The following is a 13370-nucleotide window of genomic DNA, read 5'->3' as shown; positions in this document are numbered from 1 at the left end:
ATGCACATCACGGGCCGCCATATCGCGATCGCTGTCGGGCTTCTGGCCGCCGTCGGAATTACGGCCTGGTTCTTGAGCCCAGCACCAGTGCCGGTCGAGACTGCCGTCGTGACGAAGGGAAAGTTCGTTGCCACCGTCGATGAGGACGGCAAGACGCGCGTGCGCGAGCGATACGCGGTTGCCGCGCCGCTTGCGGGGCGGCTGAGCCGGATCCGCTTCAAGGTTGGCGATCAAGTTCAGGTCGACGACGTCGTCGCGACCATCACCCCATCCCCGGCGCCGCTGATGGACCCCCGGACCCGCCGCGAGGTCGAGGAAAGACTGGGAACGGCTGAAGCCAATCTCGAGCGCACCAAGGCGGTCGTCGAGCGGGCCCGGGCCCAGAGCGATCAGGCCAACACCGATATGGCGCGGACGCGGACTTTGGCCCAGCAAGGAGCCGCAACGACGCAGGCGCTCGAACGTGCAGAGCTTGCGGTACGGCTTGCCGACCGGGATCTGCGGGCGGCGGAATTCCAGAATCACGCGGCCGAGCATGAGATCAGCCAAATGCGCGCATTGCTGGCACGCTACGGTAACGACGGAAACGGGCAGCCGGACAGCTGGAACGTTGCGTCGCCGGTCGCTGGCGTGGTGCTGAAGGTCGCGCAGGAAAGCGAGACGATCGTGCAGCCGGGCACGCCCTTGCTGGACATCGGCGATGCCAGGGATCTCGAAGTCGTGGTCGACGTTCTCAGCACCGATGCCGTGGAGATCCGCCCCGGAGCCGATGTCACTATCGACCATTGGGGTGGAGAGGGAACGCTGAAGGGTAGGGTGCGCCGGGTTGAGCCGGCGGCTTTCACGAAGATCTCGACGCTCGGGGTCGAGGAGCAGAGGGTCAATGTTCTGGTCGACATCCTCTCGCCCCTGGAGCAGTGGGCTCGACTCGGAGATGCCTATCAGGTGGATGTTCGGATCACCGTCTTCGCGCGGGACGATGCCATGATCGTCCCGTCCGGCGCGTTGTTTCGTCGCGGGGAGGGCTGGAACGTCTATGTCGCGAAGGACGGGCGCGCCGAATTGCGCCAGATCGAGCTCCTGCGCCGTTCGGGTCGCGTCGCGGCCGTCGCTTCGGGCCTCACTCCAGGGGAGCAGATCATTGTGTATCCCAGCGACCGAGTTGCGCCGGGTATACGCATCGCGCGACGATCGGGCTGAGGAGACCGCACGGGATTTCGCTCGGGCCGCTGTGGATAGAACGCGAGACGTCGCGGTCTGTCAGCGGTGGCCCAGATTCTCGTTATCGCCCCGCATACGCCGGTTGCGCCTGGCCTTGCAATGATCCCTGTGAAGGAGCGCTTGCGAATTGGCGTTTCTTCATCTCTGCGGTTGATTCTGCTCAAACAACGGTGCTGGTTTCGGGAGAGAGTGACGTTCCGGCAGCTGTGGGACCAAACCATGTCGTTTGAGCGGGTCTTGCGATGGACCCTGGTTGCGATTGCAATCGCAGGATTGGCCGCGGGTATTCTTGCGCGGGCCGCCGGCCGCCTCGATCTGGCCGATCTCGCATGGGCGCTCGGCACTGCGCCCGTGATCGGCGGGCTGGCGGTCTCGATCGTCAGGGACCTACTGGGCGGCCGTCTGGGCGTGGACGCGATTGCCCTGCTGTCGATGAGCGCGGCGCTGGCGCTGGGCCAGCCACTTGCCGGCGCCGTGGTTGCGCTCATGTATTCCGGCGGCAATGTGCTGGAGGACATCGCGATCGCGCGGGCGGAGCGCGACCTGCGATCCCTGGTTGATCGGGCACCGCGGCAGGCTCACCGCAAGAACGACGAGCGGATCGAGGACGTGCCGATCGAGGAAGTCGCGGTCGGCGAGCAGCTCCTGGTGCGGGCAGGCGAGATTGTGCCGGTCGATGGTATCGTCGGCTCGGTCTCGGCCACGATCGACGAGTCCGCGGTAACAGGCGAACCCATTCCGGTCGAGAAGACACGCGGCAGCGCAGTGCTTTCAGGTTCACTGAATGCTGGTGAGACCTTTGAGTTGACCGTGACCGCGCCGGCTGGCGAGAGCACCTACGCCGGCATCGTGCGGATGGTGACGGCGGCCCAGACGGCAAAAGCTCCCTTCGTGCGAATGGCCGACCGCTATGCGCTGATCTTTCTGCCGGTGACGCTCGTCATGGCCTTCGTGGCGTGGCGCATCTCCGGCGATCTGACCCGTAGCCTTGCTGTGTTGGTGGCGGCGACACCTTGTCCACTGATCTTGGCCGCACCCGTCGCCTTCATCGCCGGCGTGGCGCAGGCCGCCCGCCGCGGCATCTTGGTCAAGGGCGGAGCGGCGCTGGAGGCGCTGGCGCGTGCGCACACCGTCCTGTTTGACAAGACCGGCACCCTGACCGTGGGAGGGGCGCGGTTGCTCTCTGTCGAGGTCGCGCCGGGGCAGGACGCGGACGAGGTCCTGACGCTTGGGGCATCGCTCGAGCAAGCCTCGCATCATGTGCTCGCGAAGGCGGTCGTTGCTGCCGCCGTCGATCGCGGTCTCAAGCTGAAGCCGCCGGAACACGTCAAGGAGACCATGGGGTCTGGCCTGAGCGGCCTGATCGATGGACGCCAGGTCACTGCAGGCTCGCGAGAGATGCTTCTCTCACATGCCGAGCTGTCGCCGTGGGAACTGCGCGCGATCCGGCGCGCCTCGTGGCGTTCGGCGTTGATCGTTTTCATTGCTGTGGATGGGCGTCCAATCGGCGCGCTGCTGCTGGCCGACGAGCTGCGGGCCGATACGCCACGGGCGATCCGGCTGCTGCGCGATGCTGGCATTGCGCGGATGGTGATGGTCACTGGCGATCGCGCCGCAGCGGCGCAGGCCATCGGTGCGGCGCTCGACCTCGATGCCGTGCTGGCCGACCGCGTCCCTTCGGACAAGGTCGAGGCGGTGCGTACCGAACAGCGCCTGCATCCGACCATCATGGTCGGCGACGGCATCAATGATGCTCCAGCGCTGGCCGTGGCCGACATCGGGGTCGCGCTCGGCGCTCGCGGCGCGAGCGCCTCGTCCGAGGCCGCAGATGTGGTGATTCTGGCGGACCGGCTCGATCGGGTTGGCGAAGCGATCGTGATTGCACAGCGGGCACGGCGTATCGCCCTGCAAAGCATTGTCGTCGGCATGGGGTTGTCACTGGTGGCAATGGTCGCCGCCACTCTCGGCTGGCTCGATCCCGTGCCCGCGGCGATCGTCCAGGAGGTGATCGATGTTGCGGTCATTCTGAACGCGCTGCGGGCGCTCACTCCGGCCCTCGTCAGGGGCGGTCCGCGCATCACGACAGAGCAAGGTTTGACCTTGCATCACGATCATCAGGCCCTCTTCAAGGATCTCGACCGCCTGCGCGAGATCGTCGACGCGCTGGACGACGTGACGCCAGAATCCGCCACGGCGTTGATTGGGGAAGCCCATCGCCTGGTTCAGAGCAGCGTCGTGGCTCACGAGCGCGGGGATGAGGACAGCGTCTATCCAAAGCTTGCCGAGGTGCTGCGCGACCGCCATGGCCTGTCTGCCATGAGCCGCGCGCATCGGGAGATCCTGCACCTTGCGCGGCTACTTGTCCGGATCGCGGAGGATCTGCCGTCAGAGAAGATTGACCGCTATCTGATCCGAGACGCTCAACGAGTGATTGAGGCGATTGAAACGTTGGTGCGCATGCACACGGCTCAGGAGGAGGATATCTACGAAGCGGTCGCCGAGGAACCGGCTTAGCTTGACTGTCCGCGAAAATCTTCCTTTGAACCGGCCCGACCGCCTAATCCGCTGGTTTCGCTCCGATCCGCAAGACGCGGCCGGGTTTCGATAACAGCCTTGGAAAGGCGTCGGTACAGATCACGCCGGCGAACGAGCGGCCACCAGTCATATAGAAAGATCTCCAACGGGCGCCAGTTCGCAACCCAGCCCAAGATCAAGAGGCTTTCCTCCAGGAGGCGCCGCAAGGGGTTGGCGAACAGCGCGCCAACAACGAGGTGCGCAAAGAGTAGACATGTGATCAGAATGGCGAGACCGATCGCCAGCGACCAGCGGCCTATTCTGAACAACTCGTTGATATCTCCTTGAGTTGCATTCGCTCGATCCGCGAAATAGTGACCAAAGGCTTCGCGGAGGTCCAGGGCTGCTTTCGCTTGCAGATCAGTGTCGGGATGATGGATTCGAATCCGGATCGAGGCCCGGCCCGGGAGCTCTCGCGCCCAGCCGACAATGTACTCCTCCGCCTCCCGATCGAGGTCACGCTCGCGAAACGGAAAAGGATCGAGCGTGTGAAAGAGCTGGGCGATGTCGTCGACCCGCAGTTCAATGACCTCCTCGGATGCTTCGGCATTCATTGAGTCTCACTGCTCCGAGGCGTTGCGTTCTCTTGTCGCGCGCACCTCGTCCGACGCGAGAGGCGCGTTCATGTCATGCCGACCGATGAGTTCGTGCCAGGTGAAACCGTCATTCTGGATGCCGGCGAGCCTCATCGGCCTGGTGCCGCTCATCGTCGCGCAGACAGCTGTCTGGATGCGCCTAGTACATATAGCGAGCGGCGACATAGTCATCTTCTTCCGGCTGCCCCAATAAGGTGACAAAAATCCAGTCGGGATGCTGGTCGCTCTTGAGCCGAAGGCAAGCATCCAGCGTCGCCGCTGCTATTGTTGTGGAATCGTATCAAGAGAGTGTCTCCGTCCCTTGCTGGGGCAGAGACGGCAGGCGGATCGCAAGACGAGCGCCCATCTCAAAGCACCCGGCCCTATTGCTTCAGCCGGGCGATCTCAAATACAAAGGCGGCCTGGAAGATTGGTCCACTCATCGTTCGAACCTCGATCGCCATGTGCTGGCGCTCATCGAGTGGGGGAAGGTCCTTGGCCAAATCGCCTAGCGCTCTTGCAGCTTCGATCTCGGCCGCCTTTTGATCGGCGAGATCAAGGCCCTCTTCGTCGGGGTAGAGGTCCTGGCCGTCTCTAATGTCGAAGTAGTACCGGGTCATCACGGCGCTCCCTCTGCAGGCGGGAGCGCGCGTGGTCTCTCAGTCACCGACGCCCATGGTTGGCTGATGTCGGTGATACCTGAAAATATGCGGCAAGAGGTCCGATGTTCCAAGCTAATTCTTCTTCGATCCGGGCTCGTCTGGAAGTAGGGAACTCGCGGTCGAACGATGAGTTGACTTGGATGGGCTTGCGAGCAGCCGCGCCCGAAGATGCCATGAGCGCAGCACTGTGGTGGCCAGCCACGACGATCGATCAAGCTGTTTGCACGCGCTATTTGCCTCAGACAATCAGGCAACGTGACCGGCGGGCGCCGCGTTCACAATCGAAGGATAACAAAATGAGGACGAATGACCATCGCACGGCTCGAGCGATGCGCGAGGCCAACAAGCAGTTCAAGCAGGTCGACTCGACGAAACAGCCGAGTGATTATGAAATAGCGCAACAGTCGTTTCAAGACAACCGCGAGCGCTTGAAGGCGGAGCGCCTGGCTCGGGAAGCCAAGTCGACTGGTCGACGCGAATAGGGACGTGTTCGGCAGTGCTGCTGTTTCGACGTCAGGGATGGGGAGGCGCTCATCGGTGGATGAGGAGCAATCCTCAGCGGCCAAACGCTGACAGTTGAAGCGCGATGCGCGCGCAATCGATGAGGCTGCCGGCCCCCCAACCTCGTGCTCCAGGAGGGAAATACCCGCCGATTCTGCTCCGCAGGCCTCCATCGCGAGCCGCACCAGGCGAGGCAGCACCGCTTTCGGATTATCGGCCATGTCATCCGCCGAATCCCGAAACGCAAGCTTCTCGCGCAGATGATCGGGCGGCTCCGAGGCCCTTTTTGCGAGTTCATCCGTGATGATGATTTCTGCGAGGGCCGTGGGGGCTGGCGCCATTTCTGATGGTCTCTGGAACCTAGCTCGAGCGGGGGACTTGGAAAGAATTGGTCTCATCTCAGGAGCGGGCCGTTGAAGATCTTGATCGTCGAAGACGAGCCCCTCATTCTCATGGATGTTGAAGTTCAACTCTTGGAAGCAGGCCACGAGGTGGCCGTGGCAGAGAACGCCGATATTGCCGTCCGGATGCTGGCGGAGAGCATGTTCGACCTGCTGCTGACCGATATCGACATGCCCGGTTCCATGGATGGACTGCAGCTGGCGAGCGCGGTGAGAGATCGATGGCCGCCCGTCAGATTGGTCCTGATGTCGGGCAAGAGGCATCCTCACGTAACCGAAATGCCCTCGCAAGCGCGATTTCTCAGCAAGCCACTGCAGCCAGCTGAACTCATGAAGGCCGTGGCGATTTGGTAGCGAAGCAAAGCCCACGAGGACAACCACGTTGCCTCACGTCTGGCCGTCCCGGCCCTCATCCCGAGGACGCTTGCCGTGCGCGTCGCGATCCCATGCTCGCTCCTTCGGGCGGCCTGTCGCGGGGCGCCGTCCGTTAATTCTGCGTCCGCCCCATCGACGGTTTGCGGCCGATCCCGCTTCAGGGAACGACGACCACTGCGCAAGGAGCGAGGCTGACGAGCTTTTGGGAGACGCTGCCGAGCAGCAAGCCCGTCAGCTGGCCGCGTCCGCGCCGTCCCACGACAATCATCTTGGTCGACGTCTGGGCCGCGAGATCGATCAGGGATTGGGTGATGTCGCCCCAACATGTCCGAACTTCGATGCGGATGGGACCTGCTTCGCGCGCACGGGCTTGCGCGGCCTTGAGGGTCTGCCCCGTCAAGGCTTCCAACAGGTCACCGGCGGTGGCTCCGCCGTGCGGAAGTTGCCGGACTTCTTCGCCCAGAAGTCGATCGGCAACCGTGACGATCAGGAGATCGCATGCCAACGCTCTGGCAAGCTCGGCTGCCACGTCGATTGCGCGGCATGCGCCGCTCGATCCGTCGGTTGCCACCATGATGTTCGTCATGAGAAAGTCCCCTGGGCCTTTTGAACATTCTGCCGGGGTTGATCGGCACCGTACTGATCCAGCTCAAGCCCTGCCGGGCCACCGAACAGCCTCTGGCCGCAAACCCGCGTGCGATTGGCGACTGTGATGGGCATCGCGAGCGGCTATCTGCGATACGTGCCGAACCAAAGCCAACCCTCCGGAGATTGCTGGTGGCCTGCTTCAGTCTGGTTTTCTGGGCCACGCTATCGACAAGGCCGCGTCGCAGGTGAGGCGCCGCGGAATAGCCGATCGGTCGGCAAAAGCGCTGGACAGGAGCTTCATGGTCTCTCCTCTAGTCTCCGGCGCGGACTGACGCTGGCGGCTGAAGATACCGCTCAAACCATCGGCCCGCATGTTCAATGACGGCGTCCATGGCGCCCGGCTCTGGAAACAGGTGCGTTGCATTAGGAATGATTTCCAGTGCCGTGGGTCCGCCAAGCCAGGTGAGCGCCTCCTCGTTGAGCTCGATCACGCCGAAATCGGCGCCGCCGACGATCAACAGGGTCGGCGCACGGACATGGGGCAGGGCTTCGCCCGCGAGATCCGGGCGGCCGCCACGTGAGACCACGGCGGCAATTCGGTGAGGCAACTGAGCGGCCGCGATGAGGGCGGCCGCGGCGCCGGTACTGGCGCCGAACAATCCGACAGGGAGGCAGGCAACCGCAGGTTCAAGCCCTTGAAGCCAGTCGACAGTCGCGACCAGCCGTTGTCCAAGCATTGCAACATTGAAGACGTTCGATCGATCCTGCTCCTCTTGCGGCGTGAGAAGATCAAACAGCAGCGTCGCGAAGCCGCGTGCATTGAGTCCCTGCGCGACCGCGATATTCCGGGTGCTGAACCGGCTCGAGCCGCTGCCGTGCGCAAACGCGACCAGGCCACGAGCCTTTTCCGGCAGCGTCAGCCTTCCTGCCAGCCCCAGCGGCGGAATGAGAACGTCGAGCGATTGATCGCGTTTCATGAACCGCCCACGGTCCGGTCAGCCCTGCAGATTCTTGAGCGGCGCCGGAAGATGGGCCATCAGCTTCTCGAATTCGCCGGGATCCAGCTTCTCCCACAGCACTTCGTAAACGCCGCGGGCTGCGCCGAGCGCAGTGAGCGGGAACTGCGGCGGAAGCTCCCTGGCGACATGTGCCGCAAACTCCTCGATATGCCGTTCCTTGGTCGGCGTTGCCGCCATATGCCAGCCCTCGTAGTAGATGCCTCGCACCATGATCGGGAGCTGAGCCCCGAGCTTGACGGCAACCTCCGGCGGCAGGCGATCGCGCAATGCATGCAGGACGGCTCGCAACGCATTGTAGGCTTGATGACGGTTCTCCAGGGCCAGCTGCTCGTCGATGGCCTTGAGCCAGACATTTGTCTCTTGGACCGAATGGTCCAACGCAGTCACACCAGTGGACGTGCTCATGATGTTGCTCCCGGATCAGAGACGATCGCTAACTATTGCAGGCTCGGGCTCGCCTGCTTTGACGTGCCGCAAGGTTCCCCACGGTGGATCGCCAATCGGATCGGGTTGATCTCGCGCAAAGCTCTGGGCGCATCGTGTGCTCAAATCCGGCATTTGATAGGAGGAGCGTAACCATGCAAACCCCGGCTCAAATCGAGTTCGAACACGTGACGCCGTCCCCGCAGCTGCAAGCTGCGATCGACGGGCACATCGCTGAGCTGGAAAAGCGCTACGGTCGAGCGACAGCGGGCCGCATCATCGTGAGAGGCCCCGGTGATCGTCACAAGACGGGCGGTCAGTACCAGGTGAGCATCCGGCTGTCCCTTCCCGAAGGGCGCGAGGTCAATGTCGGACGGACGCCCAAGGAGGACGAGAGGTACGCCGATCTGACCTTCGCGGTGGACGATGCATTCAAGCGCGCACGGCGGCAGCTGCAGGACCAGGTGCGTGTGATGCATGGCCAGACCAAGCTCCACGAAGGAGAGCCGGTTGGAACCGTCGTGCGTATCGATCCCAGCGGCGAGTTCGGCTTTCTGGAAGGGACCGACGGCCAAGAAATTTACTTCAATTGCAACAGCGTTGTGGAGGGGCGCGCGAACATCGCCGTCGGCTCGCGTGTGAGCTTTGTTGAGGAACTCGGAGAGAAGGGGCCGCAGGCCAGCACGGTCAGGGTTCTGAACAAGCACAGCTTGCGGACCTAGGTTCCATGACCAAACTCTGGAGTGGCCATGATGGACAGTAGTTGGATGCCTCGGACCGCATTGACGCGGAGCGATCGGCTGCGCCTGTTCGCCCTGGACGGCAGCGCCGAGTTGGGCGAGCACATCGCGACGTCGTTGGGCTGTACGCTGGCTGCCCACGAAGAGCGCAGCTTTGGAGACGGCGAGCACAAAATCCGTCCGCTCGATACGGTAGCCGGTTGCGACGTCTATGTCGTTCATAGTCTTCACGGTGGCCCCGTCGAGAGCCCGAATGACAAGCTTTGTCGCCTGCTGTTCTTGATCGGGGCGCTGAAGGACGCGGGCGCCACGAGCGTGACCGCGGTCACGCCATATCTTTGCTATGCGCGAAAGGATCGCCGAACCAAGGACAATGATCCCGTGACCATCCGCTATCTGGCGTCTCTGTTCGAGGCGGTCGGTACGAGCAGGATCGTGACGCTGGATGTGCACAACGAAGCTGCCTTCGAGAACGCCTTTCGCTGTCCTTCCGTTGCACTCACGACGGCGCCGCTGCTGATCGAAAAAATCAGGCCGATCGCGGGCGACAGGCCAATCAGTGTCGTGTCCCCGGATCTGGGTGGTGGAAAGCGAGCCGATCTGTTGCGCGAAGCTCTTGAGAAGGCGTTGCAGAGGCCGATAGGAAAGGCCTTCGTCGAGAAGCATCGTAGCTCGGGCCGGGTGTCCGGCGACCTGTTTGCCGGTGACGTGACTGATGCATTCTGTGTCGTGGTCGACGACCTGATCAGCAGTGGCGGAACCCTGGTCCGTGCGGCAAAGGCGGCGCGGGCGCATGGCGCAACAGCCGTCGTTGCGTGTGTTGCCCACGGCTTGTTCATGCCGGGGGCCGAGACGGCACTTGCGGACGCGTCGATCGATCGCATCATCGCCACAGATACCGTTCCGCCGTTCAGGCTTCCTCCCGGGCCTGTGCTTGCCAAGCTTGAGGTGATCTCGGCGGCTCCGCTGCTCGCCGAAGCCGTCAGACGGCTGCATCAGAACGAATCTCTTGCTGATCTGTTGATGTACCAGGCTTGACGAAGCCTTACTCCATTCATCGGGCGAGCAGCCGTTTGAGCTGCCTTGCGTCGGCTTCGGCGAGGGCGAGATAGGCACGCGCGAGGCGGGGCCATTTTTCGGGTGTGCGCGGGTGCGCATCGAACAAATGCGCGATGGACAAGCGTGCCCTCAGCATCGCGCGACCAATCCGATAAAACAGGAATACGCCGCTCGCGGGATCGTCGTGCAGCGTGCGTGCCAGCCGTCGGCGGATCGCGTCACCGAACCGTCGGCCGCCGAGCCTCTCGCATTCGAGATGCAGAAACGCGATCTCGTCCAATGCATCGCTGGCTCGCAAACGGGAATTGAACTCGAGACAGTCGATGATGGGATAAGGGGGCGTCAGCCAGATGTGCTCCGGTCTCAGGTCGCCGTGACCATCGACGACGAGCCTTCGCGAGACCCGTTCGATAAGTGTTTGAGCACTTTGTTCGAGAAATCGCCGTTGAACGGACGCAACACGCAGGATCGTGCCATGCGGCAGGCCGAAGCTTCGATTCAGGAGAACTCGCCAATCAAGGATCGCGGCTTCGTGCAGCGAGGCGAGGTAAGTCTCTGGCTCGATCAGGACCCGCGCGGCATGCGAATAGAAGCGGGCGAGAACCGCCGCGAGCTGCTCGGCGTCGGCGCTGCGAGTTTTGCCGCTGCGCAGCATGGCTTCGAGCGTTTCATCCTCGTTCAGGCGGCGCATCACGACAAGCCAGTCAGCGACTGGACCGTGGCCGCCGATCGCGTAACCCGAGGAACTTTCGGTCAGCGGCACGACGCCGAGATAGACGTCAGGCGCAAGCCGGCGATTGAGGCTGGCTTCCGCCAGGCATGCGGTCCCGCGGCGAGCCGACGTCGAGAAGTCGAGATAGGGAAAGCGCACCGGCTTCTTGAGCTTGTAGACCCGCGCGCCGTTCATGAAGACCCAGGACATGTGGGTCTCACGCGCCTGAAGGCGGTCGGGAACGGGGCTGTAGCTCTCGGGTCGGCTCAGGAAAGCGACCTTGCGGATCAAGGCAGAGATGCTGTCGTTCGCGGCATCCTCGATCAAAACTTCATTCTGGCGCTCCAGCATGACAACTTATTGCCAAACGAACAGCGATACGGTTTGACGCTGATCAACGATCCTGGCCGCCGGCGCAATAGTCTGAGCGAAATTCAAGCGGATCTGCCGATATGCTGTTTCGAGACAGAAACGATGCCGGCCGCCAGTTGGCCGAAGCCTTGGTGAAGTACAAGAACCGCCATCCCGTGGTCATGGCGCTGCCGCGCGGCGGCGTTCCCGTGGCGGCGGAGGTGGCGGAACGGTTGGAAGCGCCTCTCGATTTGGTTTTGGTGCGCAAGATTGGCGTGCCCATGCAGCCGGAACTTGCGATGGGCGCGGTCGTGGACGGGGAGCAGCCTGTCATCGTTCGCAACCAGGACATCTTCGATTTAACCGGCGTGAGCGAGGAGACGTTCGACGCCATCTGCAGGGAGGAGCTTGTCGAGATTGACAGGCGACGCGAACGCTATCTGGGCAATCGCGCCCGGTCCGACGTCAATGGACAGGTCGCGATCATCGTCGACGACGGTATTGCAACGGGCGCGACGACGCTCGCAGCGATCCGGGCGCTGCGACATCGGGGGCCAAAGGAACTGATCCTCGCGGTCCCGGTGGCGCCTCTCGAGACGCTGCAGCGGCTGCACGGAGAGGTCGACGCAATCGTTTGCCTGGATTCGCCGCGGGACTTTGGCGCGATCGGCTACTACTACCGTGATTTCAGCCAGGTCAGCGATGACGAAGTCGTCGCAATCCTGAAGCGGTTCCCGGCCAAGAAGACGACGGCATCAACCTCATGAGCTTTCAGGCTGCCGGGGAGACGAGAATTTCCGGGATTGGCGGGGACACGCCACCAAGCGCACTCCTGACCGATCTGTACCAGTTGAACATGGTGCAGGCCTACCTGGAGGCGGGCCAGACCGGGACCGCGGTCTTCGAATTCTTCGTCCGCAAGCTTCCGCCGCAGCGCAAATTCCTGATGGCGGCCGGGCTCGAACAGGCGCTGGAGTTCCTCCAGGGTCTGCGGTTTTCTGATGACGAACTGAGCTGGCTCATCCGCAGCGGCAGGTTCAGCGCGCGCCTGATTGACTATCTTTCCGATTTCCAATTCAGCGGCGACGTTCATGCTATGCCCGAGGGCACGGTGTTCTTCGCCAACGAACCGATCCTCCGCGTCACGGCTCCGCTCTCCGAAGCCCAGCTTCTCGAAACCCGGCTGATCAACGTGTTGCATTTCCAGTCGCTGATCGCGTCCAAGGCCGCCCGCATGGCGCTGCTCGCACCGGACAAGCTGCTGGTCGATTTCGGGCTGCGCCGGGCCCATGGCGCCGAAGCCGGTCTTCTGAGTGCGCGGGCCAGCTATATCGGGGGCTTTGCCGGCACTGCGACCGTTCTCGCGGAAAAATGCTTCGGGATTCCGACCTACGGCACGATGGCGCATTCATTCATCCAGTCGTTCGACGACGAGACGGCCGCCTTCGAAGCGTTTGCGCACGCGCGGCCGAAGGATCTCGTGCTGTTGATTGATACATACGACACCGAGGCGGCGGCCAGGAAGGTCGTGACCATGGCCCCGCGCCTGCAGGCGCTCGGAATTGCGATCCGCGGGGTGCGGATCGACAGCGGCGATCTGGTGGCGCTCTCGAGAAGTGTGAGGCGGATCCTTGATGAGGGGGGCCTCAAGGACGTGACCATCTTCGTCAGCGGCGGCATCGAGGAAGAAACGTTGTTGTCCTTTGTCCGCGAGGCCGCCCCTATTGATGGCGTCGGGATCGGCACCAGCCTGGCGACATCGTCCGACGTACCGGCGCTCGATTGCGCCTATAAGCTGCAGGAATATGCCGGCGAGCCGCGGCGGAAGCGTTCGACCGGCAAGGCAACCTGGCCCGGCCGCAAGCAGGTGTGGCGCCGCTACGATGCCGACGGCCATATGGCGTCGGACGTGCTGTCGACAGAAGACGACGTTCAAGAAGGAGAGGCCCTGATCGTCCCTGTGCTGCAACAGGGCCGTCCGATAGCGCGTCAGCCGTCGCTCCAGGACATCCGCGCTTACGCCCGGACGCAGTTGGAGCGATTGCCGAGGGGCTTTCAAGGCCTTCAAAGCCGCTCGTCCTATCCCGTCCATGTGGCGGCCCGGCTCGAACAATTGGCAGCCGCTGTCGACCTGAAAATGAGGTAGGCCTCTGCCGCAGGTCCTTCTGA

At 63.0% G+C, this 13370-nt stretch carries 15 protein-coding genes; 7 read left to right on the top strand and 8 right to left on the bottom strand.

Features of this window, described 5'->3' with window-relative positions:
- Together ABIA42_RS18480 and ABIA42_RS18475 are read left to right on the top strand one after the other, a co-directional pair.
- On the top strand, nucleotides 1-1200 hold the full coding sequence (locus tag ABIA42_RS18480) for an HlyD family efflux transporter periplasmic adaptor subunit (protein ID WP_271532550.1): 1200 nt from the start codon (nucleotides 1-3) through the stop codon (nucleotides 1198-1200).
- A 240-nt stretch (nucleotides 1201-1440) separates the two neighbouring features.
- Entirely contained in the window at nucleotides 1441-3735 is a 2295-nt protein-coding gene (locus ABIA42_RS18475; protein ID WP_370124058.1) for a heavy metal translocating P-type ATPase, read from the top strand.
- Here the strand turns inward: ABIA42_RS18475 and ABIA42_RS18470 are convergent.
- The 4 genes from ABIA42_RS18470 to ABIA42_RS18455 all read right to left on the bottom strand — a co-directional run bounded on the left by ABIA42_RS18470 (nucleotide 3732) and on the right by ABIA42_RS18455 (nucleotide 5874).
- Nucleotides 3732-4349 carry a hypothetical protein gene (locus tag ABIA42_RS18470; RefSeq protein ID WP_370122606.1) on the bottom strand — a complete coding sequence of 206 codons (618 nt, stop codon included), beginning with the start codon at nucleotides 4347-4349 and terminating at the stop codon, nucleotides 3732-3734. The two genes, ABIA42_RS18475 and ABIA42_RS18470, sit on opposite strands and share 4 nt — an antisense overlap.
- Nucleotides 4350-4355: 6 nt before the next feature.
- Nucleotides 4356-4556, bottom strand: a complete 201-nt coding sequence (locus ABIA42_RS18465; protein ID WP_370157151.1) for a hypothetical protein — start codon at nucleotides 4554-4556, stop codon at nucleotides 4356-4358.
- Nucleotides 4557-4753: 197 nt separating this feature from the next.
- Nucleotides 4754-4990, bottom strand: a complete 237-nt coding sequence (locus ABIA42_RS18460; RefSeq protein WP_028182355.1) for a hypothetical protein — start codon at nucleotides 4988-4990, stop codon at nucleotides 4754-4756.
- Nucleotides 4991-5307: 317 nt separating this feature from the next.
- Nucleotides 5308-5874, bottom strand: coding sequence for a hypothetical protein (locus ABIA42_RS18455; RefSeq protein WP_370122609.1), 567 nt, complete (start codon nucleotides 5872-5874; stop codon nucleotides 5308-5310).
- A gap of 72 nt (nucleotides 5875-5946) precedes the next feature.
- Between ABIA42_RS18455 and ABIA42_RS18450 the strand changes: the two genes are divergently transcribed.
- Nucleotides 5947-6288: a response regulator gene (locus tag ABIA42_RS18450; RefSeq protein WP_271532540.1), complete on the top strand. Its 342-nt coding sequence runs from the start codon at nucleotides 5947-5949 to the stop codon at nucleotides 6286-6288.
- A gap of 178 nt (nucleotides 6289-6466) precedes the next feature.
- On the opposite strand, the gene ABIA42_RS18445 is transcribed toward ABIA42_RS18450, so the two are convergent.
- The 3 genes from ABIA42_RS18445 to ABIA42_RS18435 form a co-directional block, all read right to left on the bottom strand.
- The gene (locus tag ABIA42_RS18445) at nucleotides 6467-6895 is read right to left on the bottom strand and encodes a universal stress protein (RefSeq protein ID WP_271532538.1); all 429 of its coding nucleotides are present in this window, start codon (nucleotides 6893-6895) and stop codon (nucleotides 6467-6469) included.
- Nucleotides 6896-7208: 313 nt separating this feature from the next.
- Nucleotides 7209-7874 carry a dienelactone hydrolase family protein gene (locus ABIA42_RS18440; protein WP_370122612.1) on the bottom strand — a complete coding sequence of 222 codons (666 nt, stop codon included), beginning with the start codon at nucleotides 7872-7874 and terminating at the stop codon, nucleotides 7209-7211.
- 18 nt (nucleotides 7875-7892) lie between these two features.
- Nucleotides 7893-8321, bottom strand: a complete 429-nt coding sequence (locus ABIA42_RS18435) for a DUF2267 domain-containing protein (RefSeq protein WP_271532534.1) — start codon at nucleotides 8319-8321, stop codon at nucleotides 7893-7895.
- A gap of 173 nt (nucleotides 8322-8494) precedes the next feature.
- On the opposite strand from ABIA42_RS18435, the gene ABIA42_RS18430 reads away from it, so the two are divergent.
- Entirely contained in the window at nucleotides 8495-9061 is a 567-nt protein-coding gene (locus ABIA42_RS18430; RefSeq protein WP_271532532.1) for an HPF/RaiA family ribosome-associated protein, read from the top strand.
- Between the two features lie 27 nt (nucleotides 9062-9088).
- The gene (locus tag ABIA42_RS18425) at nucleotides 9089-10117 is read left to right on the top strand and encodes a ribose-phosphate diphosphokinase (protein WP_370122616.1); all 1029 of its coding nucleotides are present in this window, start codon (nucleotides 9089-9091) and stop codon (nucleotides 10115-10117) included.
- 16 nt (nucleotides 10118-10133) lie between these two features.
- Here the strand turns inward: ABIA42_RS18425 and ABIA42_RS18420 are convergent, their stop codons facing one another.
- Entirely contained in the window at nucleotides 10134-11009 is an 876-nt protein-coding gene (locus tag ABIA42_RS18420) for a hypothetical protein (RefSeq protein WP_370122619.1), read from the bottom strand.
- A 293-nt stretch (nucleotides 11010-11302) separates the two neighbouring features.
- On the opposite strand from ABIA42_RS18420, the gene ABIA42_RS18415 reads away from it, so the two are divergent.
- Together ABIA42_RS18415 and ABIA42_RS18410 are read left to right on the top strand one after the other, a co-directional pair.
- The gene (locus tag ABIA42_RS18415) at nucleotides 11303-11968 is read left to right on the top strand and encodes a phosphoribosyltransferase (RefSeq protein WP_370122622.1); all 666 of its coding nucleotides are present in this window, start codon (nucleotides 11303-11305) and stop codon (nucleotides 11966-11968) included.
- Nucleotides 11965-13347 (top strand): nicotinate phosphoribosyltransferase, encoded by a 1383-nt coding sequence (locus tag ABIA42_RS18410; protein ID WP_370122625.1) that lies wholly within the window; start codon nucleotides 11965-11967, stop codon nucleotides 13345-13347. The genes ABIA42_RS18415 and ABIA42_RS18410 overlap by 4 nt, the downstream gene beginning before the upstream one ends.
- Nucleotides 13348-13370: the final 23 nt, after the last annotated feature.

Origin of the sequence: Bradyrhizobium sp. USDA 327 (assembly GCF_041262065.1) — a bacterium.
Lineage (GTDB): Bacteria > Pseudomonadota > Alphaproteobacteria > Rhizobiales > Xanthobacteraceae > Bradyrhizobium > Bradyrhizobium liaoningense.
The sequence above is the reverse complement of the archived record's forward strand: the minus strand, read 5'-3'. Positions and strand labels throughout refer to the sequence as shown.

Coding starts and splice junctions, on each gene's coding strand:
- ABIA42_RS18480 (WP_271532550.1), top strand. CDS start 1: ATGCACATCACGGGCCGCCATATCGCGATCGCTGTCGGGCTTCTGGCC.
- ABIA42_RS18475 (WP_370124058.1), top strand. CDS start 1,441: ATGTCGTTTGAGCGGGTCTTGCGATGGACCCTGGTTGCGATTGCAATC.
- ABIA42_RS18470 (WP_370122606.1), bottom strand. CDS start 4,349: ATGAATGCCGAAGCATCCGAGGAGGTCATTGAACTGCGGGTCGACGAC.
- ABIA42_RS18465 (WP_370157151.1), bottom strand. CDS start 4,556: ATGTCGCCGCTCGCTATATGTACTAGGCGCATCCAGACAGCTGTCTGC.
- ABIA42_RS18460 (WP_028182355.1), bottom strand. CDS start 4,990: ATGACCCGGTACTACTTCGACATTAGAGACGGCCAGGACCTCTACCCC.
- ABIA42_RS18455 (WP_370122609.1), bottom strand. CDS start 5,874: ATGGCGCCAGCCCCCACGGCCCTCGCAGAAATCATCATCACGGATGAA.
- ABIA42_RS18445 (WP_271532538.1), bottom strand. CDS start 6,895: ATGACGAACATCATGGTGGCAACCGACGGATCGAGCGGCGCATGCCGC.
- ABIA42_RS18440 (WP_370122612.1), bottom strand. CDS start 7,874: ATGAAACGCGATCAATCGCTCGACGTTCTCATTCCGCCGCTGGGGCTG.
- ABIA42_RS18435 (WP_271532534.1), bottom strand. CDS start 8,321: ATGAGCACGTCCACTGGTGTGACTGCGTTGGACCATTCGGTCCAAGAG.
- ABIA42_RS18430 (WP_271532532.1), top strand. CDS start 8,495: ATGCAAACCCCGGCTCAAATCGAGTTCGAACACGTGACGCCGTCCCCG.
- ABIA42_RS18425 (WP_370122616.1), top strand. CDS start 9,089: ATGATGGACAGTAGTTGGATGCCTCGGACCGCATTGACGCGGAGCGAT.
- ABIA42_RS18415 (WP_370122622.1), top strand. CDS start 11,303: ATGCTGTTTCGAGACAGAAACGATGCCGGCCGCCAGTTGGCCGAAGCC.
- ABIA42_RS18410 (WP_370122625.1), top strand. CDS start 11,965: ATGAGCTTTCAGGCTGCCGGGGAGACGAGAATTTCCGGGATTGGCGGG.